A 23,534-nucleotide genomic window follows, 5' to 3' on the forward strand; every position below is an offset into this window, starting at 1 on the left:
CGATGAAACCCTTCTCCCTGCCCCGCCACCCTGCGCTCACGCTGTGTGCGGCCGCGTGCCTGCTCGCCGGCTGCACGGTCGGCCCCGACTACCGCGGCGCGCCCGCCGCGCCGGATGCGCCGACCTTCGTGCGCGCGCCGGCATCCGGCATCGACACTCGCGCGCCTGCGCCAAGCGCGTGGTGGCACGCGCTGAACGACCGCCAGCTCGACGACCTGATCGCCGCCGCGCTCGTGTACAACCCCGATCTGCACGCCGCGCAGGCGCGATTGCGCGCAGCACGCGCGCAGCTCTCGCAACAGCGCGCGGCCCAGTTGCCGAAATCGTCGGCCACCGTCGCGGCCATCCGCATGCGCGAACCGGACGTCAGCGCGCTCGGCTCATTGCTGCCGTCGAACGGCTCGAACCAGTCGGGCGGCACATCGCCGTCGCTGGGCGGCTCGGGCCCGCTGCAGCTCTATTCGGCAGGCTTCGACGCGACCTGGGAAATCGACCTGTTCGGCGGCACGCGCCGGGCGGTCGAAGCGGCATCCGCACAAGCGGAGGCCGTCGACGCCGATCTGTCGGACACGCAGGTTTCGATCGCCGCCGAAGTCGCGACGGCCTACGTCGACCTGCGCGACCAGCAACAGCGGCTCGCGCTGTCGCAACGCACGGCCGAACTGCAGCAAACGATGCTCGAACTGACGCAGCAGCGCCGCGCGCGCGGCGTCGCGGCCGATGTGGACATCGAACGCCTGACGACGCAGGTCGAGACCACGCGCGCGTCGCTGATCCCGCTCGATGCGCAGGTGACGGAATCGCTCGACCGGCTCGCGATCCTGACGGGCCGCGCGCCGGGTGCGCTCGACACCGCGCTGTCGGCACCGGACGCCCCGCTGCCGACGTTGCCCGGCAGTGTCGCGATCGGCGATCCGGCCGCGCTGCTGAAGCAGCGCCCCGACATTCGCGCGGCCGAACGCCGGCTGGCGTCGAGCAATGCGCAGATCGGCGAGCATGTCGCCGACTATTTCCCGAAGGTGACGCTGCTCGGCGATCTCGGCTTCAGCGCGACGGACCCCGGCCATCTGTTCCGCAAGCAGAACTTCACCTGGGTCGGCGCGCCGTATCTGCAATGGAACATTCTCGACTTCGGCCGCACACGCGGCGCGGTCCGTGCGGCCGAAGCGTCGCGCGATGAAGCGGAAGCGAATTATCAGAAAGCGGTACTCGGCGCATTACAGGATGCCAACACGTCGTTGCAGCGCTACGGGCACCAGCGCGAGCACGTCGTGGCACTCACCAAGGTGCAGACGTCGGCCGTGCATGCCCGATCGCTGATGGACGAGCGCTATCGCGCGGGCGTCGCATCGATGATCGACCTGCTCGATACGCAACGCGAGGCGCTGTCCGCGCAGCAAAACGTGATCGCCGGGCAAGCCGAACTGATCAAGGACTACGTGTCGCTGCAGAAGAGCCTCGGGCTCGGGTGGCAGACGAACGCGGGGTGACGGTGCCGGCGCGATACACGCACGATTGCGATGTGTCGCGCAGCGCAACAACCCATTGCGTGCGCAACAATACTCGTTCGTTCCCTCCGCAACGAACGGGCCCGCACCGCATCGACGCCGCGGCTATCGAAAACATATCCAATATCAATTAGCCAATCGTCTGACGATCTCTTTTAATTCAGTCGGCTTCCCCACCACCGATCGGATTCAAGGAGTTCCATCGTCATGTCCTCATCCTCCCATCGCGTGCCGAGACGCGCAGTTGCCGCGATCTGCGTTGCGCTTTCCGCCTCTTCGTACGCCGCCGAACTTACCCGCGACACCGGCGCGCCCGTCGGCGACAACCAGAATTCGCAGACGGCCGGCCCAGCCGGCCCCGTGCTGCTGCAGGACTCCGCGCTCCTCGAAAAACTGCAGCGCTTCGATCGCGAGCGCATTCCGGAACGCGTCGTGCATGCACGCGGCACCGGCGCATTCGGCGAGTTCGTGCCGAGCGCCGACATCTCCGACCTGACGAAAGCGAAGGTCTTCACACCGGGTACCCGCACGCCGGTGTTCGTCCGCTTCTCCACCGTGATGGGCTACCGCGGTTCGCCCGAACAGGCCCGCGATCCGCGCGGCTTCGCGGTGAAGTTCTATACGCAGCAGGGCAACTGGGACATGGTCGGCATCAACTGGCCGGTGTTCTTCATTCGCGACGGCATCAAGTTCCCCGACTTCGTTCACGCGAACAAGCCGAGCGCCGTGACCGGCGTGCAGGATCCGAACCTCGCGTTCGACTTCTTCGCGAACACGCCCGAAGCGACCCACATGCTGACGATGCTGTACACGGATGCGGGCATGCCCGATTCGTATCGTCACATGGACGGCTTCGCGGTGCATGCGTTCAAGTTCGTCAATGCGCAAGGCGACGTGCACTACGTGAAGTTCCACTGGAAAAGCCAGCAAGGCGTGCACGGCCTGCGTCCGCAAGACATCGCCGCGTCGATCGGGCGCGACTGGAACATGATGACGAACGACCTGTACGGCGCGCTGAAGCAAGGCGACTACCCGAAATGGGATCTGTACGTGCAGGTGCTCACGCCGAAGGACCTGAACCGCTTCGACTTCGATGCGCTGGACGATACGAAAGTCTGGACCGGCGTACCGGAACGCAAGATCGGCACGATGACGCTGAATCGCGTGCCCGACAACTACTTCCAGTCGACCGAGGAATCGGCGTTCGCGCCGTCGCGGCTGGTGCCGGGCATCGAGCCGTCCGAAGACCGGATGTTGCAGGACCGCCTGTTCGCATACGCCGACACGCAGATGTACCGGCTCGGCGCGAACTACATGGACCTGCCGATCAACCGCCCTGCCGTGCCGGTGGTCAACAACAACCAGGACGGCACGATGAATGCCGGCGACCGCAAGGGCGAGGTGAACTACGAGCCGTCGACGCTGCGCGAGCTCACGCAGGATCCGCAGTACAAGTCCGTGCGCATGGCGCTCGGCGGAACGACGCAGCAGGAAGCGATCCACAAGAAGCTGCTGTTCCGTCAGGCGGGCGAGTACTACCGTGGCCTGTCGCAACAGGACAAGGACGACCTCGTTACCGCGCTGTCCGGTGATCTCGGCAAGGTGACGAACGCGCACAACCAGTACGCGATGCTGTCGTACTTCTACAAGGCCGACGCCGACTACGGCACGCGCCTCGCGCAGGCCGTCCACGCAAACGTTCAGCAGGTACAGTCGCTTGCGGCGAAGCTGACCGAGAACTGATCCCGCGACGCTGTCTCGGTCGACGTGCGCGGTTGCGCCGAGCACGTCGGCCTTATCTCTTCTTCAGGACCTCCCCATGCGATCAGAACGCTTCACGCATGCAATCCGCGCGGCCGCAATGGCGCTCGCGCTGGCCGCGATCGCCGGCTGCGCGCACCTTCCCGATCGACCGGCGTACGGCAAGGCCGATCCCGCCGCGCTGCGTCGCTACGACGGCGACTGGTTCGACGCCGCGCGCGTCGGACGCGTCGACATCCTGCGTGCGTTGCGCGACGCCGGTTATCCGGTCGACGCCACCGACAGCCACGGTTATACGGCCGTGATACTCGCGTCCTACGACGGCCAGCCCGCCGCGCTCGACTACCTGCTGTCGGCCGGCGCCGACGCGTGCCTCGGCGATCGCCACGGCAACACGGCGCTGATGGGCGCTCTGTTCAAGAATGAACCCGGCATCGCGCGGCGCCTGCTCGACACGCGTTGCCCGATCGATCAGACGAACGGCGCCGGCGAAACCGCGCTGGGGTTCGCGACGCTCTTCAATCGCTTCGAACTGATTCCGCTGCTCGTCGCGCATGGCGCGAATCCGAACCATGTCGATCGGCGCGGCCAGTCGCTGCTGCGGCTCGCGCTGTCGCACGACAACGCGGAAGCCGCGGATGCGCTGCGGCACGCCGGCGCCGGGCAGTAACGCTGCTACGCGGTACCGGTAGGCAGATCGGCCGGCCACGCGATGGCCTCGTTCCGGACCATGCGGTGCCAACCGGACCGGCCGCCTATTCGCGCTCGCGACCGGCATCGCCGAGGCGCCTGTGTCCGGAAAAGCCCACGACTCGCTGCATGCATATCTCGTAAAATACGGACCGACGAAGCACGACGATCGTCAGCATTACAGTCGACATCGAGGCCGGCCCGCCGAAGCCCGTGTCGATTCATGGCGTAGCGTCGGCACGCCAATTCACCTCACCCTCACACAGGTTGCAACTTGAAGTCGCGTCACCATTCGCTCCGTCTCCGCCTGTCGACGCTCGTCGCAGCCTTCGCCTCGTGTGTCGCCATGTCGGCGGGTCATGCCGCCGTCAGCCCGTCGCCCAACGTCCGCGCCGCATCGTGGATCGTCGTCGACGGCGAGTCGGGCCAGACACTCGTCGAACATGACGCCGACGCCGAACGCCAGCCGGCCTCGCTCACCAAGCTGATGACGGCCTATCTCGTGCTCGATGCGCTCAAGCACGGCACCGTGCGATGGGACGAGAAGCTGACCGTCGACGCGGCCGTCATCGGTTCGGTCGGCAACGACGAAGCGAGAATGTATCTCGTGCCCGGCCAGCATGTCCCGGTGAAGGAACTCGTCCTGGGTCTCATCGCGGCGTCCGCGAACGACGCGGCACTGGTGCTCGCGAAGCGCATCGGCGGCTCGCCCGAAGGGTTCGAGCAGAAGATGAACGAGATGGCGCACCAGCTCGGGATGAACCACACGCACTACACGACACCGTCCGGCATCACGACGCAGGGGAACACCACGACGGCACGCGACCTGTCGGTGCTGGCGTTGCGCCTGACGAACGATTTTCCGGAGTACTACACCTTCTCGTCCGAGCAGAATTTCTCGTATGGCGCATTCCGCAAGCGCAACAAGAACTGGCTGCTCGGGAAGGATCCTTCCGTCGACGGGATGAAGACTGGCCACACGCAAGCGGCCGGCTACTGCATCGTGGCCACCGCGAAGCGCCGGCAAGCATCGCCGCCGATGACGCGACGCGTATTCGCGGTCGTGCTCGGGGCGCCCACGGCGAACGACCGGATCGCCGGCGCCGGCAGCCTGCTGAACTACGGATTCTCGGCGTACAACGACCAGCCTGCCGCCGGCAGTTCCGGGGCACACGTGGTTACGCAAAGGGTGCAATAAAGCGTTCGCGCGCCGCCCGTGAATACCTGCGCACTCAGAAAAACGCGTCGAGCAGCCGATAGAACGCGATCCGGTCGGGATCGGGGTGTTCGATCCCGTACCGCGTGAAGAAACGCGCGACCCATTCGCTGCCCAGATCCGCTTCGATATCGCGCGCCGCCAGCGCCAGATCCTGATAACGATCGGCCACCCCCAGGCGTCCGCAGTCGATGAATCCGGAGAAGCGGCCGTCGTCGGCCATGAGGTTGGGCAGGCACGCGTCGCCGTGCGTGACGACGCCCGCTGCCCCCCTCTTTTCGACACCTTTCGCCCCCTCCATCGAATCTCCATCTTTCCGCATCAAAGACGCCAACTATTCGACGCACACTCCGACCCGTCAAAGCAGGCAGTGGGCTGCCTGCGATTCCTGGAGTCGCTATGAAGAATCAGAAACGATGCTGCTACGGCGCCGTGTGCGCGCTGGTGGCGGCCATGCTGGCGGGTTGTGGGCCCGCCGAACAGCAGGCTGCCGCGCCGGCCACCCCGGTTGCGGCGATGACGCTGGCAGCCGTGCGCCTCGACGTGAGCGAAGACCTGCCGGGCCGCGTCGCGGCCGTGCGGGTCGCCGAGATCCGGCCGCAGGTCAGCGGCATCGTGCAGCGCCGGCTGTTCGAGCAAGGCACCGAAGTGCGCGCGGGCCAGCCGCTGTTCCAGATCAATCCGGCGCCGTTCAAGGCCGACATGGAGACGGCCGCCGCGTCGCTGCAGCGCGCGCAGGCCGCGCTCGAGCGCGCGAAGGTGCAGACGGCGCGCTTCAAGCCGCTGGTCGAAGCCGATGCGATCAGCCGCCAGGTGTACGACGACGCCGTGTCGCAACGCGACCAGGCCGCCGCCGATGTTGCGCAGGCCCGCGCGACGCTCGCGCGCCGCCAGCTCGACCTGAAATTCGCGACCGTGGAAGCGCCGATCGCCGGCCGTATCGACCAGGCGCTCGTGACCGAAGGTGCGCTGGTGTCGAGCACCGACAGCCAGCCGATGGCGCGCATCCAGCAGATCGACCAGGTCTACGTGGACGTGCGCCAGCCGGCCGGCGCGCTCGAATCGCTGCGCGGCGCGCTCGCGTCGCAGCCGGACGCGTCGGGCAACGGCCTGCCGGTCGACGTGCTGCGCGGCGACGACACGCGTTACGACGTGAAGGGCCGCATGCTGTTCTCGGGCGTCAACGTCGACCCGGGCACCGGCGACGTGCTGGTGCGCGTGCTGGTCGACAACCCGAAGCGCCAACTGCTGCCGGGCATGTACGTGCGGGCCCGCATTCCGCGCGCGCACTACGCGAACGCGCTGACGGTGCCGCAGCAGGCCGTCGTGCGCATGGACGGCAAGCCGGGCCTGTGGGTGCTCGACGCGAAGGGCAACGCGCATCTGAAGGCCGTCGAGGTGGGCGAGCTGACGGACCGCCGCTACCGCATCCGGTCGGGCGTGCAAGCCGGCCAGAAGGTGGTCGTCGAAGGCATGGAGCGCCTGACCGATGGCGCGGCCGTCGCCGCGACCGACTGGAAATCGCCTGACGCGGCCACGACCGCGGCAGCGCGCTGAGTCGGGGAGCGCATTCCATCATGGCTCAATTCTTTATCCGCCGACCGGTGTTCGCGTGGGTGATCGCCCTCTTCATCATCCTGATGGGGCTGATCGCGATCCCGCAACTGCCGATCGCACGCTATCCGTCGGTCGCGCCGCCGTCCGTCACGATCACCGCCACCTACCCGGGCGCAACGCCGCAGACCATGAGCGACGGGGTGCTGAGCCTCATCGAGCGCGAGCTGTCGGGCGTCAAGAACCTGCTCTACTTCGAGTCGTCGTCCGACACGTCGGGCATGGCGCAGATCACCGTGACCTTCAAGCCCGGCACCGATCCGGCGCTCGCGCAGGTCGACGTGCAGAACAAGATCAAGGCCGTCGAGCCGCGCCTGCCGGCCGCGGTGCGCCAGAACGGCCTGATCGTCGAATCGGCGTCGTCCGGCTTCCTGATGTTCATCAGCCTCCAGTCCCAGGGCGGCCGTTTCAGCGAAGCCGAACTCAGCGACTACATGGCGCGCAACATCGTCGAGGAGCTGCGCCGCACCGAAGGGGTCGGGCGCGTGCAGCTGTTCGGTTCCGAGCGCGCGATGCGCATCTGGGTCGACCCGAACAAGCTGATCAACTACGGCCTGTCGATGACCGACCTGACCACCGCGGTCGCCCAGCAGAACGTGCAGATCTCGCCGGGCAGCCTCGGCGCGGAGCCGTCGTTGCCGGGCCAGCGGGTCACCGTGCCGCTCACCGCCCAGGGCCAGTTGACGACCCCCGAACAGTTCGCCGCGATCGTATTGCGCGCCAACGCCAACGGCTCGAAGGTCGTGCTGGGCGACGTCGCGCGGGTCGAACTCGGCTCGCAGTCGTACACCTTCATGAGCCGCCAGGTCGGCAAGCCGGCGACCTTCGCGGCGGTGCAGCTGTCGTCGGGCGCGAACGCGGTCAAAACCGCCGATGCGCTGCGCACGCGCCTCGCGGAACTGAGCAAGGCGATGCCGACCGGCATGAGTTACTCGATTCCGTTCGATACGTCGCCGTTCGTGAAGATCTCGATCGAGAAGGTGCTGCACACGCTGATCGAGGCAATGGTGCTGGTGTTCCTCGTGATGTACCTGTTCCTGCAGAACGTCCGCTATACGCTGATTCCGGCGATCGTCGCGCCGGTGGCGCTGCTCGGCACCTTCACGGTGATGCTCGCGACGGGTTTCTCGATCAACGTGCTGACCATGTTCGGCATGGTGCTCGCGATCGGCATCATCGTCGACGATGCGATCGTGGTCGTCGAGAACGTCGAGCGCCTGATGGCGGAGGAAGGCCTGTCGCCGAAGGACGCGACGATCAAGGCGATGAAGGAGATCACGGGCGCGATCGTCGGCATCACGCTGGTGCTGACCGCCGTGTTCATCCCGATGGGGCTCGCGAGCGGCTCGGTCGGCGTGATCTACCAGCAGTTCACGATGTCGCTGGCCGTGTCGATCCTGTTCTCGGCGCTGCTCGCGCTGACGCTGACGCCCGCCCTGTGCGCGACGATGCTCAAGCCGGTCGAGCCCGGCCATCACGAGAAGCGCGGCTTCTTCGGCTGGTTCAACCGCCGCTTCGAGCGCCTGACGAACTGGTATGAGACCCGCGTCGGCCGGCTGGTCGGCCGCACGGGCCGCATGATGCTGCTGTTCGTCGCGATCTGCGGCGCGCTGGCGATGGGGTTCCGCACGCTGCCGTCGTCGTTCCTGCCCGAGGAGGACCAGGGTTACTTCATCACCAGCTTCCTGATGCCCGCGGATTCGACGACCCAGCGCACGATCGACGTCGTCAAGACGCTCGAGAAGCATCTCGAGTCGCGGCCGTCGATCCAGTCGAACGTGTCGGTGATCGGCTACGGCTTCTCCGGATCGGGGTCGAACGCGGCACTGAACTTCAGCGTGCTGCAGGACTGGGACAAGCGCAACGGCGCGACCGCCGCTGACGAAGCGATGCGCGCGCAGCAGGCAATGGCTGGCGTGACCGAAGGGATGGTGCTGAGCCTGATGCCGCCCGCGATCGACGAACTCGGCAACAGCTCGGGCTTCACGATGCGGCTGCAGGATCGCTCGAACCAGGGCGCCGCGGCGCTCAAGGCCGCCGAAACGAAACTGCTCGAACTGGCCGCGCAAAGCAAGGTCGTCGCCGGCGTCTATCCGGACAGCCTGCCCGCGGGCACCAGCATCCGCCTGGAAATCGACCGGCAGAAGGCCGAAGCGCTCGGCGTGTCGTTCACGAGCATCAGCGACACGCTGTCGGCTGCGATGGGTTCGACCTACGTGAACGACTTCCCGAACGCGGGCCGCATGCAGCAGGTGATCATCCAGGCCGACGCGCCGTCGCGGATGCAGATCGACAACGTGATGAAGCTCTACGTGCGCAACGCGGGCGGCGGCATGGTGCCGCTGTCCGAAGTGGTCCACCCCGTCTGGGCCGAGACGCCGCTGCAACTGGTGCGCTTCCAGGGCTATCCGTCCGCGCGCATCTCGGGCACCGCCGCGCCCGGCTACTCGAGCGGCGCGGCGATGGTCGAGATGGAACGGCTGGCCGCGCAGTTGCCGAAGGGGTATGCGGTCGAATGGACCGGGCAGTCGCTGCAGGAACGCCAGTCGGCATCGGAAGCGCCGATGCTGATGGTGCTGTCGATGATCGTCGTGTTCCTCGTGCTGGCCGCGCTGTACGAAAGCTGGTCGATTCCGCTGTCGGTGATGCTGGTGGTGCCGCTGGGCCTGATCGGCGCGATCGGCGCGGTGCTGTTGCGCGGCATGCCGAACGATGTGTTCTTCAAGGTCGGGATGATCACCGTGATCGGCCTGTCCGCGAAGAACGCGATCCTGATCGTCGAATTCGCGAAGCAGCTGCGCGAGGAGGGCAAGGGGCTGATCGAAGCCACCGTGCAGGCGGCCCGGCTGCGGCTGCGCCCGATTCTGATGACGTCGTTCGCGTTCGGTCTCGGCGTGGTGCCGCTGGTGATCGCGTCCGGCGCGAGCGCCGAAACGCAGCACGCGATCGGCACCGGCGTGCTGGGCGGCATGGTGGCCGCCACCGTGCTGGCCATTTTCTTCGTCCCGGTTTTCTTTGTGTTCGTGATGAGCATCCAGGAGCGCATCTCCGCCTGGCGGGCCTCCCGCCGGAAACCCGCCGCCGCGCACCACGAACAAGAAGGTTGATGCCATGCGATTGCTTATTCTTCCCCTCGTCCTGGCCCTGTCGGCCTGCTCGCTCACGCCGACGCTGATCAAGCCGGCCATGCCGGTGCCGACGGCCTACACGGCCGCCGCGGCGGCCGACCTCAAAGCCAACGCAGCCGATCTCGGCTGGCGCACGATGTTCGGCGACCGCCGCCTGCAGCGCCTGATCGAGATCGCGCTCGAAAACAACCGCGACCTGCGCGTGGCGGCGCTGAACGTCGAGGCCGCCGAAGCGCAGTACGGCATCCAGCGCGCCGCGCGCCTGCCGTCCATCGGCGCCGGCGCGAACTTCACGCGCCAGCGCACGGCGGCCGACCCGCAGTCGAACCCGCCGCTGTTCGAAACGACGCAGAACCAGTACGGCGTGAACGTCGGCATCAGCGCGTTCGAGATCGACCTGTTCGGCCGCGTGAAGTCGCAGTCGGATGCGGCGTTCGCGCGTTACCTCGCGACCGATCACGGCTGCCGCGCGGTGCAGATCTCGCTCGTCGGCGCGGTGGCGGACGCGTATTTCGCCGAGCGCCTCGCGCAGGAGCAGCGCCAGTTGTCCGAGCGCACGCTCGGCGACTGGCAGCAATCGCTCGATCTCGCGCGGCGCCTGAAGGAAGCGCATCAGGCGAGCGGCGTCGACATCGCGCAGGCCGAAGGCCAGGTCGCGAGTGCCACCGCCGATCTGGAAGCGCGCACGCGCGCCGTCGAGCAGGCGCGCAACGCGCTGCGCCTGCTGCTCGGCACCGAACCGCCGAAGGATCTGCCTGAAGCGCTGCCGCTCCAGCAGCAACCGGTGATGACGCAACTGCCGGCCGGCCTGCCGTCCGAGTTACTGTTCCGCCGGCCGGATATCCAGCAGGCCGAACAGAATCTCGTGGCCGCCAACGCGGATATCGGCGCCGCGCGCGCCGCATTCTTTCCGCGCCTGTCGCTGACGTCGTCGATCGGTTTCCTCAGCCCGGCGATGGGCAGCCTGTTCGCCGGCGGCCAGAACGTATGGAGCTTCGCGCCGCAAGTCACGGTGCCGATCTTCCAGGGCGGCCGGCTGCGTGCCGAGCTGGGTCTCGCGGAAGTGCGCAAGTCCAGCGCGGTGGCCGAATACGAGCGCTCGATCCAGGCCGCGTTCCGCGAAGTGGCCGACGGCCTGGCCGGGCGCGAAACCTTCGGCCGCCAGATCGAAGCGCAGACGCGTGTGGTCGGCTCGGCCGAACGCCGCACCGACCTGTCGAACCTGCGCTATCGCGCGGGCATCGAGGGGCGGCTGGAATTGCTGGATTCGCAGCGGCAGCTCTATGCGGCCCGGCAGGCGCTGCTCGACCTGCGTCGCAGCGAACTCGGCAATGCCGTCGCGCTGTACAAGGCGCTCGGCGGCGGCCTCACGGAAAAGGACGTCGCGCCGTCGACGAGCGTGGTGCAGAACTGAACGACCGGCGCTGTGCCCTCCCTCGCGGCATCGGGCAGGCTCAGCGCGATTCAGCCCGGCAACGGGCTGCTCCGATGGTTCGACATCGCACGGCAAACCCCATGACGAATTCCCTGATACTGATTGCAGAAGACGAGCCCGACATCTCGGACATCCTCGACGCGTATTTGACGCACGACGGTTTTCGCACCTACCGTGTGGCCGACGGGCAAGCGGTGCTCGACGTGCAGCCGCACCTGAAGCCCGACCTGATCCTGCTCGACGTGAAGATGCCGCACAAGAGCGGCTGGGACGTGCTCGCCGAGCTTCGGCGGCGCTGCAATACGCCCGTCGTCGTGATCACCGCATTCGACCGCGACCTCGACCGGCTGCAGGCACTGCATGCCGGCGCGGACGACTACATCGTCAAGCCGTTCAACCCGGCCGAGGTCGTCGCGCGGCTGCGCGCGATCCTGCGCCGGTCGGCCACGCCGCCGACCGCGCGCATGCTTCGTGTCGGTGCGCTGGAAATCGACACCGAAAGTTATCTGACGCGCGTTCGAACGGAATCCGCCGAGGTACCGATCGCGCTGACGCTGACGGAATTCCGGCTGCTCGCGCATATGGCTCGGGCGCCGAGCCGCGTCTTCACGCGCGGCGAACTGCTCGACGCTTGCATGGCCGACGTGAGTGCGCTGGAGCGCACCGTCGACAGCCACATCAGCAGGCTGCGCAGGAAACTTGAACAAGCCGGCGCGCCGGGCATGCCCGAAGTGATGCGCGGCGTCGGCTACCGGCTGCGGGGCACGCAGTGACTCCGCCGGCGAGGCCGGGCCGGCAAGATTCATCGAGGACTTCAACACAATGGCCATTCAACTGAAACACACGACTTCGTTCAATGCGGCCGCCGATTCCACCGGCGGTGGCAGCGACAGCGAAATACACGACCCGCTCGCGGCACTCGAAACCCGGCTCGAAGAAATCAAGGGTCTCGCCGCCGAAGCCGAAGCCGATGCCGATGCCGCATCGCGCGAAGCGCTGCTTCACCGTATCGACGGGCTGTTTCGGTTCGTCGACGACCTTCGGTTTGCCGAACAACCGGACACGCCGGCCATTCGAACACTTCCTCGATAACGATCGGCCGATTACGCAACGAATCGGAAGTGATCGGCGAATCGCCTCCGGCATTACCTTCTTTACCGGTTTCTAAAATTACAAAACGCCGTCAATCTTTTCAAAAACATTGCGCTTTATTCGATTTAATTTTGTTTCATATAATCAAAAAAAGTTTGACACTCTGCTTTCGTTCTTGATACCGTCCGATGCAAGCAATCTAACGAATTGCCAACCACGCAAACGATTCCGCTCCACGTTTTTTCGCTTCCGCCGCACCGCAGTGCTCGCCGCCGGCTGTGTCGTTCTCGCGCCGGCGCATGCAATATCCCGATGCATCTCATTGGACGGCTGCCATCCGGCAGCGGGCCGAAGGATCGAATCAAATGAGCAGGACAACGAAACTGTTGCTCTAGCAATCCCGCCCGCGCCGCGTCCGGCGCGGCTGCCCCGCAGCGCGGCGCAGCGCTCCCGTTACCGCGTTTTCCGTATTTCGCCCCCGGAGAAAACCCATCTTTCCGGATTGGGCGAAAGGCCCTGTCGCGTCCGTGCCATCCGCACGCGTGCGACAGAAAACGGCGGTGCATGACCCGCACCGCTGTCGACCGTTGTTGTTGTGCCGTTCGATGTTCAACCGGAGGGGTAATTCAAATGAATCAGGTTGCAGACAAGAAACAAAAGCACATTCGCATCGTCAAGCTCGCATGTGCCGCCGCCGCGGCCGCTTCGTTCGGCATGGCGACCGCCCACGCCGCACCGGCGGCCGGCTGGACGGAAACGCGCACCAAGGGATTCCTGCCGCTCGTGCAGCAGAGCGAAAGCGGTGCGGCCGGCGCGCCTGCCGCGAGCACGGCCGCCGCTGCCGCCGCGGCCATCGAAATGGCGCCCGGCGAATCGGTCGACATCGTGCTCGGGCTGAACCTGCGCAACGAAGCGCAACTCGACCAGTACCTGCACGACCTGCATACGCCCGGCTCGCCGCACTACCGGCAGTTCCTCACGCCGGCGCAGTTCGCGTCGCAATACGCGCCGACCGACGCGCAGGTCGCGTCCGTCGTCGCGCACCTGCGCAAGCAAGGCTTCGTGAATATCGTGGTCGCGCCGAACCGCCTGCTGGTCTCCGCGTCCGGCACCGCGGCAACCATCAAGTCGGCGTTCCGCACGACGCTCAAGCGCTTCACGCGCAACGGCCGCAGCGTCTATGCGAATACCGACGCCGCGCAAGTGCCGAACGCGATCGGCGGCATCGTGGGCGCGGTGCTCGGCCTGCAGAACGTCGAGCTGATGCATACCGGCGCGGCCGGCACGCCGCAAGGCAACACCAGCAACCTGACGATCCCGGCCGGCGCGTCGGCGGTGCCGCACAACCCGACCGAATTCTCGTCGATCTACGGCGGCGACGGCACGCCGAACGCATCGCAAACCACCGTCGGCATCATCTCCGAAGGCGACCTGTCGCAAACGGTGAGCGACCTCAACACGTTCGCCGCGAACAACAGCCTCGGCACGATCAGCAGCACCATCGTGCAGACCGGCCCGGCAGGCAGTTCGTACACCGATACGTCCGGCACCGTCGAATGGAATCTCGACAGCCAGTCGATCGTCGGTGCGGCCGGCGGCAGCGTGAAGCAGGTCGTGTTCTACGCCGCGCCGTCGATGACGCTCACCGCGATCACGGCCGCATACAACAAGGCCGTGACCGACAACGTCGCGAAGGTGATCAACGTGTCGCTCGGCGTGTGCGAATCGTCCGCGAACAGCACCGGCTCGCAGGCCACCGACGACACCATCTTCAAGCAGGCGGTCGCGCAAGGGCAGACCTTCTCCGTATCCGCCGGCGACCACGGCGCGTACGAATGCGCGAGCGGCACGCCGTCGCGCTCGACCTACACGGTGAGCGAACCGGCCACGTCGCCGTACGTGATCGCGGTGGGCGGCACGACGCTGTTCACCAATACGTCGACCAACGCGTACAACAGCGAAATCGTCTGGAACGATCCGAGCTGGCAACCGGGCACCGTATGGTCGACGGGCGGCGGGTACAGCAAGTACGAGGCCGCGCCGTCTTGGCAATCGTCGAGCCTCACCGGGTCGACCAAGCGCGCGCTGCCGGACGTCGGCTTCGACGCCGACCTGCGCACCGGCGCGATCCTGGTGGTGAACGGCCAGACGTCCGATACGCTGTGGGGCTCGGGCTACCTGAACAACGAAGGCGGCACGAGCCTCGCCGCGCCGATCTTCACGGGCATCTGGGCACGGCTGCAATCGGCGAACAACAATGCGCTCGGGTTCCCGGCATCGAGCATCTACAAGTACTTCCCGGCCAACGCGGCGCTGCTGCACGACGTCACGTCCGGCAACAACGGCAGCGGCACCTACGGCTACAAGGCGAAGGCCGGCTGGGACGCGACGACCGGCTTCGGCAGCGTGAACATCTCGAAGCTGAACGCCTTCATCCAGAGCACGTCGGATTTCGCGCGCTGATGGACCGCTGACCGCCCCGGTTCCGGGCGTGCGCCGTTTCGCGCGCCCGTAACCGCATACCACCGCGTAACAAGAACCCGCGACGGCTGCAAAGCCGTCGCGGGTTTTCTGCATTCTGCGTAATCTCGCGGAGCATCATCCGGCGGGACGAGACGCTCGCCGACCTTGCAATCGTTGCGCCAGCAACTTTCATATCGCTTACCCGGTCGGCGCCCGCCCGCTTACGGACTGCAAGGTACACACACTGTTACACAACCCGCTGACACCTTCCGTGCGTGTCGTGCGTTTAACTGAATATATAGATTCGTCGCGGGACAACCGCCATGCGGACACGATCGCGGCTCAGTGCTGAAGCCGATCGCGCGGCCCGCGTGCCCGACAACGCCGCACCACACCGAACCCACTCCATGAAAACCGCACGTGCACACTACCGTCCCGTCAGAACGCTGATCGCGTCGTCGATCATCGTGTCGCTGCTCGGCCTGTCGGCCTGCAACAAGAACAGCGACAGCAGCGCTGCCGTCCCGGCCAGCGACGCAAGCGCGGCCTCGGCGGCACTGCCCGCGTCGACGCCGGTCGCGTACACGCCGCCGACGGCCGACCAGCTCTACCAGATGGTCGCGCCGATCGCGCTGTTCCCCGACAAGCTCGTCGCACTGGTGCTGGCGGGTGCAACGTATCCGGACCAGATGACGGCCGCGAATACCTGGGTGACGCAGAATCCGTCGCTGAAGGGTCCGGCGCTCGCGACCGCCGCCGATACGCAGCCGTGGGACCCGTCCGTCAAGGCGTTGACCGCGTTCCCCGCGGTGCTCGCGCAGATGGCGTCGAACCCGGCCTGGACCACGTCGCTCGGCCAGGCGTACTACAACGATCCGACCGACGTGATGAACGCGATTCAGGTGATGCGCCAGCGCGCGCAGACGTCCGGGCATCTCCGCTCCGGCGGCCAGATGCGGGTCACGCAAGTCGCGCAGGCCGCGCCGGCCGGTTATACGCCGGCCACCGACGCGCCCGTGGTCTACGCCGGGCCGGCAATCGTGCCGCCGCCCGAGCAGGCGATCGAGATCGAGTCCGCGCAGCCCGACGTCGTCTACGTTCCGTCGTACAACCCGACCGTCGTCTACGGCGAGCCGGTTTCGGCCTACCCCGGTTATGTGTATCGGCCGCCCGCATACAGCACCGGCGAAATCGTCGCGGCCGGCGTGATCACATTCGGCGTCGGCATCGCCGTCGGCGCCGCGATCTTCGGGCACCACGACTGGGGCTGGCACGCATGGGGCATGAACTGGGGCGCGCCGCATCCGGACGGCCCGCGCTGGAACGGCGGCTGGCAGCGCCCGGCCGTGGTGTACAACCACACCACGTACGTGACGAAGTCGACCACCGTGATCAACAACATCACCAACATCCGCAACACGCGCATCACGAACAATTACGGCGGCAACGTCACCAACAACACGACGATCGAACGCAATACGATGCAGCCGGGCGCGGAGCCGATGCGCGGGCAGGCGATGGAGCAACGCCCGGGTGCCGCGCCGATGACGATGCCGCACTTCGCTGCGAACGACGCACGCCCCGGTGCCCGGCCGACGCCGGAAGACTTCGCGCAGCGCCGCGCGAACGAGCCGCATGCCGACGCACCGGCGCAGCACCCGCCCGGCGCGATGCACGACGAGCGACAGCAGGCGATGCAGCAGGAACGCGCCGCGCAGGAGAATCGTGCAGTCGAGCAGCAGCAACTTCAGCAACAGCAGCGCAACGAGGCGCAGCAGCAACGCGAAGCAATGCAACAGCACGACGCGGCACGGCAGGAGCAGCAGCAACGGGAGGAAATGCAGCAACGCAACGCGGCGCAGCAACAACAGCGCGAAGCAATGCAGCAACGTAACGAGGCCGAGCAGCAACTGCACAAGGAGACGCCGCCGCGCAACGAAGCGCAACCGCAGGAACACGCGGCCGCGCAGCCGCGGCAACCGGCGCCCGAGCACGCGCCTGCTCCGCATCCGCACCCTGCGGAATCGCATCCGCCGCAGCACGAGTCACGCGAACACCGCCCGGAGTGACAACGCCACACGACGGCAGCGCGACACGGATCACGCTGCCGTGCGAAGACGGCGCGGCTTTTCGCGCCGCACACCTTTTGTATTGCGCGCGACGCGCGCCGCCTGCTTCGTCAACGCTTCCCGGCCTTGCCGCGCCATTCAATCTGCCCAGTTGCGGACGTAGTCCGGCACGGGCACGTTGGCGTCGGCATGAACCGGCGTGCCGCGCGTCGTCTTCAGCGGCAGGATCCCCGCCCAGACAGCGAGCGCCAGATCTTCATCCTTGTCGGACGGCATCGAGTCGCTGACTTTCACGGCCGCTTCCGCAAGAGAAATCCGCAGCACGCTGGTCGCGTTGATCTCCTTCGCATTGCCCGGTCGCGCTTCATGCCTGCGGCCCGCTGCGATCTTGTCCATCAAGGCATCCAGCGCCGCGAGTTTCTCCGCACTGCCCTCCACCACGTCGAACTGCCCGTAGATCACCACGGATCGATAATTCATCGAATGGCTGAAGGCCGACTTGGCCAGCACCAGCCCGTCCAGCAACGTGATGGCGACGGAGGCCTGTGCGCCCGCCGACAGCGCCTTGATCATCCTGCTGCCGTTGGACCCGTGAATATAAAGGTCGTCGCCCCGTCTCCAGTGCGCGGTCGGGATGCAATGCGTGTCCTCGCCGGCGTTGAACGCGATGTGGCAGACGTACGCGTCGTCCACGATGCGGTAGAGCATCGTGCGATCGCGATTCGCCAGTTCGGGCAGGCGGCGAATGGTGGTACGGGATGTGGGAGAGAGGACGGTCTGGTCGTTCATGTTTCGTTTTCCTGTTCGCGCGGCCTTGCGCGCATCGATCGGCCCGCACTCCGGCAAGACGCGGGTATCCGCTCGAACATATATTTGCACTGCGAATTGAATGAAACCGGGATCGAATCGGAATCGTGCGGCATCCACGCCTGATCGACCACTCGATCGGCCCATCGACAGCCGCTCGCCAAATCGAGCAAAATACGCGCGTGCCGCCAGCCGAAACGATCGCCGGAAATACCCGCGTACTGGCCTGCACCGCGAGAACGTGAACAATACGATGCGCGTCGGATCTTCAAAAGAACCAGCTCAAGGATAATTTTTAGAACCAGCCCATGGATTTCGCGCTGCTCATCTCATCGCTTTCCCGACAGGACGGCACGACAACGCACAGCCAGCAGGAAGCCCTCTACCGGAGCCTGCGCAACATGCTGCTGGACGGGCACATTCCGCCCGGCACGCGGCTCGTGTCGACGCGCGTGCTCGCGGCGGAGCTGGGTATCGCGCGCAATTCCGCGGTCTATGCGTACGAGCGCCTTGCCGAGGAAGGCTTCGTGGCGGCCACGCGCAACGGCACGATCACGCTATGGGACGGTTGCGGCCACCCGAGCGCCGCGCACGAAAACGGCCCGGCCCCGGTTCGCCTGTCCGAGCGTGTGCACGGGCTCGAAAACGCCCACCCCGAACCCGAACGCATGATGCCGTTCGTCCCCGGCCTCCCTTCGCTCGACGAATTCCCCGTTGCCCAGTGGCGCCGTTGCATCGAGCGCGCGTGGAAAGTCATCAAGCCCGCCCAGCTCGCGTACGGCCCGGTCGAAGGGCTGCCCGAATTGCGGCGCGCCGTGGCCGCGTACATCCGGGTCTCGCGCGGCGTGCGCTGCGAAACCGGGCAGGTCTTCATCACCGACGGCACGCAAAGCAGCCTCGAATTGTGCGCGCGCATGCTGGCCAACCCCGGCGAATTCGGCTGGCTCGAGAACCCCTGCTATAACGGCGCCCGGACCGCCTTCCAGTCAACCGGCCTGAATATCGTGCCGATCGACGTCGATCACGAAGGGATGGCGCCGACCGACGAACAGTGGCGTACGCAACCGCCCCGGCTGATCTATACGACGCCGTCGCATCAATACCCGCTCGGCGCGCTGATGAGCCCCCGGCGGCGAGCGGCGCTCGTCGAGCACGCGCGTGCGTGCGGTGCGTGGATCATCGAGGACGACTACGACAGCGAGTTCCGCCACGGCGGCCAGCCGTTGCCCGCGATCCAGGGCCTGCATGCCGACGCGCCGGTCTGCTATCTCTGCACGTTCAGCAAGACGATGTTTCCCGCCCTTCGGCTCGGTTTCATGGTGGTGCCGCCGGTCCTGGTCGACCGCTTCACCAGCACGCTGCGCGAACTCGTCCATCGCGGCCATTCGGCCGATCAACTCGCGATGGCCGAATTCATCGACACCGGCCTCTTTGCGCGGCACCTGCGCAAGATGAGGGCGCTCTACGCAGACCGGCGGAGCAGCCTCGAAGCGGCACTCGCCCGCCACCTCGGCACCACGCTGAGCGTTCGGGACAGCCCGGGCGGCATGCATCTTTCGGCGGACCTCGCGATCGCGCTGCACGATACCGAAATCGCCCGCGCCGCATCCGCGCAGGGCTTGCAGCTTCAGCCGCTGAGCAGCTATCGCGTCGGCGATGGCCGTCGCTACAACGGCTTCGTGCTGGGGTATTCCGGGCTGGACGACGCGACGATCGAGACGGCGACGATGCAGTTCGCGGCCGTCATCGAGCAGCACGCACGCAAGCGGCGCTGAGCGTCGCGCGACGCAGCGTCGCTCACAGTTGCGATTCGATCGGAAACAGCCCAAGAAACCACACTTCCATCCGGCGCGCCGTCGACACCTCCGGTTCATGATCGAGCTCGGTGACCTTCCCGTCCGAATCGGTCTGAATCCACTTGAGCCGCCCTTGCCCAGCCGGATCGGTCCTCGGCTCGACACGCCACGCGATCCGGTCGAGTCGCGATTCCAGATCGTTCGCCACCTGTGACGCAATCGCCGGGCTCTCGCAGAAAACGCCGATCTCGGTATTGAGGTTCAGCGAGCGCGGGTCGAAATTCATCGACCCGATGAAAATGCGCTTGTGGTCGAACACGTAGGTCTTCGCATGCAGCGACGCACGCGACGACCCGATGATGACGTCCTTCGAAATGCTCTTGTCGCCCGACGGCCGCCGTTCGTAGAGCCGCACGCCGGCCGCGACGAGATCGCTCCGGTAGCGCCGGTAGCCGGCATGCACGGCCGCCACGTCGGTCGACGCGAGCGAATTGGTGAGTACCGTCACGCGCACGCCGCGCGCCGAATACGCGCGCAGCCGCTCGACGAAGTCCTTGCCCGGCACGAAATACGGCGACACGATCAGCAGGTCATGGTCGGGCTGCAATACGATGGCGCGCAACTGCGGCAACAGGTGCCCGTCGCTGTCCTTCGGCGAATGCGCGATCTTCGACGGATCGTCGTACAGCACCGTCGCGTGCCCCCACGACAGTTCCGTGCCCTGCCCGTGCACGATCCGGTCGAGCCGTTGCCTGGCCTCGAGCACGTACGGGTTGTCCTCCATCGCCCTCAGGTAGTCGCGCAACCGTTCGCGTTCGCGATCCAGCCCGCCCGGCGCCGCTTCGTGCCCGACCAGCGCGTCGATCGGATACGCGTACGGGGAATTCCAGAACGTGTCGAATTCCGTCGAGATGGCTCTCACGGCCGGACCGTGGACGACGACGTCGATATCGCCGAACTCCAGCATCGACGATGCGCCGAAGTATTCGTCGCCGATATTGCGGCCGCCGACGATCGCCGCCTGGTTGTCCGCGATCATCGCCTTGTTGTGCATGCGCCGGTTGACGCGCGAGAACTCGAACACCGTGCCGATCTTCTTGAACCGGCGTGCGGCAACCGGATTGAACAGCCGGATCTCGATGTTCGGGTGCGAACTGATCTCGAGCAGCTTGCGGTCGTCCGCGTTCGTGCCGAGATCGTCGAGCAGCACGCGCACGCGAACGCCGCGATCGGCCGCGCGAATGATCGCGTCGGCCAGTTCATGCCCGGTCAGGTCGTCGTGCCAGATGTAGTACTGAAGGTCCAGCGACCGGTCCGCGCGGTCGGCAAGCAGCACACGCGCATCCAGCGCGTCGACCGGATCGGTCAGCACATGAAACGCGTCCTGCCCCGGATGCATGCTGGCCTGCTGCTGGAACGCGGCGCCCAGCCGCGTGTTTTCCGTGTCGGTGAACGCATGCGTCGGTACGCGATCGGCCTGCGGCGGAAGGCTGGCGCACGCAACGAGCGCCAGCGACGAAAGAATCGCACCCCACGAACGCAGCATGGTCATGTTTGACGCCCCCCACTCCCGGGCGAAGGTTGTTTGTCCTGGCCGCCGGATGAATCACGGGGCTGGCCGGTTATCCACCGCGCTCGGCTGATGTCCGGCAGTCGCGCGTATCGGTCGCGCTACAGCATACTTCGATTGCCGACGGCGCGGCACCCCCTCCGTGTTTTCCCGATCCGGACGTGCGTTCAAGCAAAGAAAAGCCCGCGACGCATGAAGCCATCGCGGGTTTTCGGCATGCCACGACACGACGCGGCATAGCTTCCGTTTCTCGCACGAGAATCGCGCACATTCATTGCCACGTGTGCAGCAGCCGACTACCCGGCAGCGGCGAAACCTCGGACGACTTCACGAAGCAATCCAGCCGTGCCCAAGCCTCGCGATAGCGATACGTCGGCACGCCACCGACCAAGGTGTCCAAGCGAAGCAGCAACCGTTCGATGAAGGTCAGGTACTCGTCCGATACAAACCAGCCTTGCCCTTGCGCCGCGGCCTCGATGCTTTTCTGCAGGATTGCCTCGATATCCAGCAGAAACGCAAGATCGTCGGCCTGAACGGGGGCTTCCAGCATGAAATACGTCATGTAGAGCGCACGCATCAACGCGACCATCGTGTCATGCGTGCCGTTTCCCGATCGCATCGCGGCGAGTGCCAGATGGTATTCGATCGATATGTTGCGAGCGAGCGCCGCCGGTAACGGAAGCAGTGCCGCTTTCGTGCGCGGCGTGCGGCCTTTACGTTTCTGTTTCATGGCTAACCAATCAACGACACGATTCGACATTTACCACAAGAACCCCATTCAATAATGAACAATCGTCAAATCCACTCCCGACACAAAAATCCACACACCATCCAATTTTGATTCATCATCATAAAAACATCATGTGATAGCTTGAAAAGCAACAGCCACCTCAACAGGAGAATAACTTGTCCAGATATCGCGATTTAATCGAGCAACGAGCCGAACTGGAAAGGCAGATAAATGCCGTGAAATCGAGCGAAAGGGCTGCCGTACTCGACGAAGTAAGGCGGCTCGTGATCGAATTCGAGCTCAACGCGCGCGAGGTATTTGGCGTAAATAAAGCGAAAAAAGGTATTAAATTAACCCCGAAGTTCCGCGACCCTGAAACGGGTAAAACCTGGTGCGGACGCGGTAGGACACCCTTGTGGCTCAAAGACAAGGATCCTAAAGACTATTTAATTTCCCGATAAACCCTCAATGCGATATCCGAGCGATGTCGCATTTCTGTATCCGGCAAGCGTATTAAGTCGTTGAAGCCCTGTCCCGCCGCGTTGCCTCCCGGTCGGTCCGCTCCCCCCCTTGGTCGACAGCAAGAACGGCGCGGGCCGAAGTCTTCCGCCCGTCTCGCGATTCGTGCGCATGGAGTCGGATGCGCATCAAGTAACGTCAACCATCCAGGTCTAGGCCATCAGTAACGCACATCGACGATCACGCTGTCGGTGTAGCTACCGACCGGCGGTGTCGACTGATCGGAGTAAATTCGGGCGACATACGGAAATGTCTGCACCGCCGTGCCGTCCGCTGCCCCGCCGCTGCCGACCCGATTCGTTGCCTGCCCCCAGACCGTGCCGCCATTGGCCGCATAGATGTCGTACTGCAAGACGTTCGTGCCGCTCGCCATCTGCCTGCGTCCGTTCGCGGCGGCATGGCTGCCCGGGCTCAGGCCGACGGTATAGGTCATGCCTTTCGTGCAGGTCAACGACAGACTCCCGTTGACCTGCGCGAAACTCGCTACGGTCGGCGCGGATCCGAAGCTCACATCAGGGGCGGCGATCGTGCAATCGTTCGTCACCGTCAGCGTGACCGGAAACGTCGCCGTGTTCTGTCCGTCGTTCCATCCAAGGCAGAATGATCCGAAACCGGCGCCACTGCAGACATGCCAGTTCCACGCAATCGTCAAGGTATCGGTGTAGGTTCCGGCGGCAACATTGCTTCCCAATGCGGTTCGGAAAAATAACGGAAGCGCGACGCTCGAATCGCCGCCCAAACCGAGAAAGCTCACGAATTGGGTGTCGGCCCAGTTATAGAGCTGCCCGAAATTCAACGTCTGCGAGTAATTCTTGTCGGCGAACATCGTATAGGCGATCGCATCGCCGGCGGCACCACTCAGCTTGCCGCCGTTGGCCGACGTGATCGTTCCGTTGATCGCATTTCCGGTCACGAGAAAGGCTAAAAGCGCGCCACCGCACGACAGCCCGGCACTCGGCGACGACGTGGATTGCTGTCGGCTTGACAGGTTCAGCGACGTGACCGAGCCGAACGCCGCCGGCGAAGGATTGGCCGTCGTGCAGTCCGCGTAGGCGGATATCGGGGCAATCGTCGCGATGAGCGCCACGAATGCCGCACGTCGAATGAATCCGAGAAGCGATCTCATGGGATTGACC

The 23,534-nt window shown here is 65.6% G+C and carries 17 protein-coding genes and 1 pseudogene; 13 read left to right on the forward strand and 5 right to left on the reverse strand.

The window, feature by feature from the left end:
* The first annotated feature begins 2 nt into the window (after positions 1-2).
* From H3H55_RS27340 to H3H55_RS27355, 4 genes are all read left to right on the forward strand, one after another.
* Positions 3-1,490, forward strand: a complete 1,488-nt coding sequence (locus H3H55_RS27340) for an efflux transporter outer membrane subunit (RefSeq protein WP_193100973.1) — start codon at positions 3-5, stop codon at positions 1,488-1,490.
* Between the two features lie 225 nt (positions 1,491-1,715).
* On the forward strand, positions 1,716-3,251 hold the full coding sequence (locus tag H3H55_RS27345) for a catalase (protein ID WP_193100974.1): 1,536 nt from the start codon (positions 1,716-1,718) through the stop codon (positions 3,249-3,251).
* A gap of 76 nt (positions 3,252-3,327) precedes the next feature.
* Positions 3,328-3,939 (forward strand): ankyrin repeat domain-containing protein, encoded by a 612-nt coding sequence (locus H3H55_RS27350; protein WP_193100975.1) that lies wholly within the window; start codon positions 3,328-3,330, stop codon positions 3,937-3,939.
* A gap of 366 nt (positions 3,940-4,305) precedes the next feature.
* Entirely contained in the window at positions 4,306-5,157 is an 852-nt protein-coding gene (locus H3H55_RS27355; protein WP_193100976.1) for a D-alanyl-D-alanine carboxypeptidase family protein, read from the forward strand.
* Between the two features lie 34 nt (positions 5,158-5,191).
* On the opposite strand, the pseudogene H3H55_RS27360 reads toward H3H55_RS27355, so the two are convergent.
* Positions 5,192-5,434 (reverse strand): annotated as a pseudogene (locus tag H3H55_RS27360) (phosphotransferase); the annotation flags it as partial.
* Positions 5,435-5,574: 140 nt separating this feature from the next.
* Here H3H55_RS27360 and H3H55_RS27365 point away from each other — a divergent pair.
* From H3H55_RS27365 to H3H55_RS27395, 7 genes are all read left to right on the forward strand, one after another.
* Positions 5,575-6,732: an efflux RND transporter periplasmic adaptor subunit gene (locus tag H3H55_RS27365; RefSeq protein WP_193100977.1), complete on the forward strand. Its 1,158-nt coding sequence runs from the start codon at positions 5,575-5,577 to the stop codon at positions 6,730-6,732.
* Positions 6,733-6,752: 20 nt separating this feature from the next.
* Positions 6,753-9,896: an efflux RND transporter permease subunit gene (locus H3H55_RS27370; RefSeq protein WP_193100978.1), complete on the forward strand. Its 3,144-nt coding sequence runs from the start codon at positions 6,753-6,755 to the stop codon at positions 9,894-9,896.
* A 4-nt stretch (positions 9,897-9,900) separates the two neighbouring features.
* The gene (locus H3H55_RS27375) at positions 9,901-11,331 is read left to right on the forward strand and encodes an efflux transporter outer membrane subunit (RefSeq protein ID WP_193100979.1); all 1,431 of its coding nucleotides are present in this window, start codon (positions 9,901-9,903) and stop codon (positions 11,329-11,331) included.
* Between the two features lie 101 nt (positions 11,332-11,432).
* Positions 11,433-12,125 carry a response regulator gene (locus H3H55_RS27380; protein ID WP_129516894.1) on the forward strand — a complete coding sequence of 231 codons (693 nt, stop codon included), beginning with the start codon at positions 11,433-11,435 and terminating at the stop codon, positions 12,123-12,125.
* Positions 12,126-12,174: 49 nt separating this feature from the next.
* The gene (locus H3H55_RS27385) at positions 12,175-12,444 is read left to right on the forward strand and encodes a hypothetical protein (protein ID WP_193100980.1); all 270 of its coding nucleotides are present in this window, start codon (positions 12,175-12,177) and stop codon (positions 12,442-12,444) included.
* 630 nt (positions 12,445-13,074) lie between these two features.
* Positions 13,075-14,907, forward strand: a complete 1,833-nt coding sequence (locus H3H55_RS27390) for a protease pro-enzyme activation domain-containing protein (protein ID WP_129516892.1) — start codon at positions 13,075-13,077, stop codon at positions 14,905-14,907.
* Between the two features lie 407 nt (positions 14,908-15,314).
* Positions 15,315-16,976: a DUF3300 domain-containing protein gene (locus H3H55_RS27395; RefSeq protein ID WP_193100981.1), complete on the forward strand. Its 1,662-nt coding sequence runs from the start codon at positions 15,315-15,317 to the stop codon at positions 16,974-16,976.
* A gap of 138 nt (positions 16,977-17,114) precedes the next feature.
* On the opposite strand, the gene H3H55_RS27400 is transcribed toward H3H55_RS27395, so the two are convergent.
* Positions 17,115-17,765 carry a pyridoxamine 5'-phosphate oxidase family protein gene (locus H3H55_RS27400; RefSeq protein WP_193100982.1) on the reverse strand — a complete coding sequence of 217 codons (651 nt, stop codon included), beginning with the start codon at positions 17,763-17,765 and terminating at the stop codon, positions 17,115-17,117.
* Between the two features lie 326 nt (positions 17,766-18,091).
* Here H3H55_RS27400 and H3H55_RS27405 point away from each other — a divergent pair, with 326 nt between their 5' ends.
* On the forward strand, positions 18,092-19,558 hold the full coding sequence (locus H3H55_RS27405) for a PLP-dependent aminotransferase family protein (RefSeq protein ID WP_193100983.1): 1,467 nt from the start codon (positions 18,092-18,094) through the stop codon (positions 19,556-19,558).
* 22 nt (positions 19,559-19,580) lie between these two features.
* Here the strand turns inward: H3H55_RS27405 and H3H55_RS27410 are convergent, their stop codons facing one another.
* Positions 19,581-21,131: a phospholipase D family protein gene (locus H3H55_RS27410; protein WP_193100984.1), complete on the reverse strand. Its 1,551-nt coding sequence runs from the start codon at positions 21,129-21,131 to the stop codon at positions 19,581-19,583.
* A gap of 289 nt (positions 21,132-21,420) precedes the next feature.
* A complete protein-coding gene (locus tag H3H55_RS27415; RefSeq protein ID WP_226800382.1) occupies positions 21,421-21,879 on the reverse strand; it encodes a hypothetical protein in 459 nt (152 codons plus the stop codon).
* A gap of 176 nt (positions 21,880-22,055) precedes the next feature.
* On the opposite strand from H3H55_RS27415, the gene H3H55_RS27420 reads away from it, so the two are divergent.
* Positions 22,056-22,340, forward strand: coding sequence for an H-NS family nucleoid-associated regulatory protein (locus H3H55_RS27420; protein ID WP_193100985.1), 285 nt, complete (start codon positions 22,056-22,058; stop codon positions 22,338-22,340).
* Positions 22,341-22,558: 218 nt separating this feature from the next.
* On the opposite strand, the gene H3H55_RS27425 is transcribed toward H3H55_RS27420, so the two are convergent.
* Positions 22,559-23,524, reverse strand: a complete 966-nt coding sequence (locus H3H55_RS27425) for a spore coat protein U domain-containing protein (RefSeq protein ID WP_193100986.1) — start codon at positions 23,522-23,524, stop codon at positions 22,559-22,561.
* Positions 23,525-23,534: the final 10 nt, after the last annotated feature.

Source organism: Burkholderia sp. Z1 (assembly GCF_014893795.1).
Classification (GTDB): Bacteria; Pseudomonadota; Gammaproteobacteria; order Burkholderiales; family Burkholderiaceae; genus Burkholderia; species Burkholderia theae.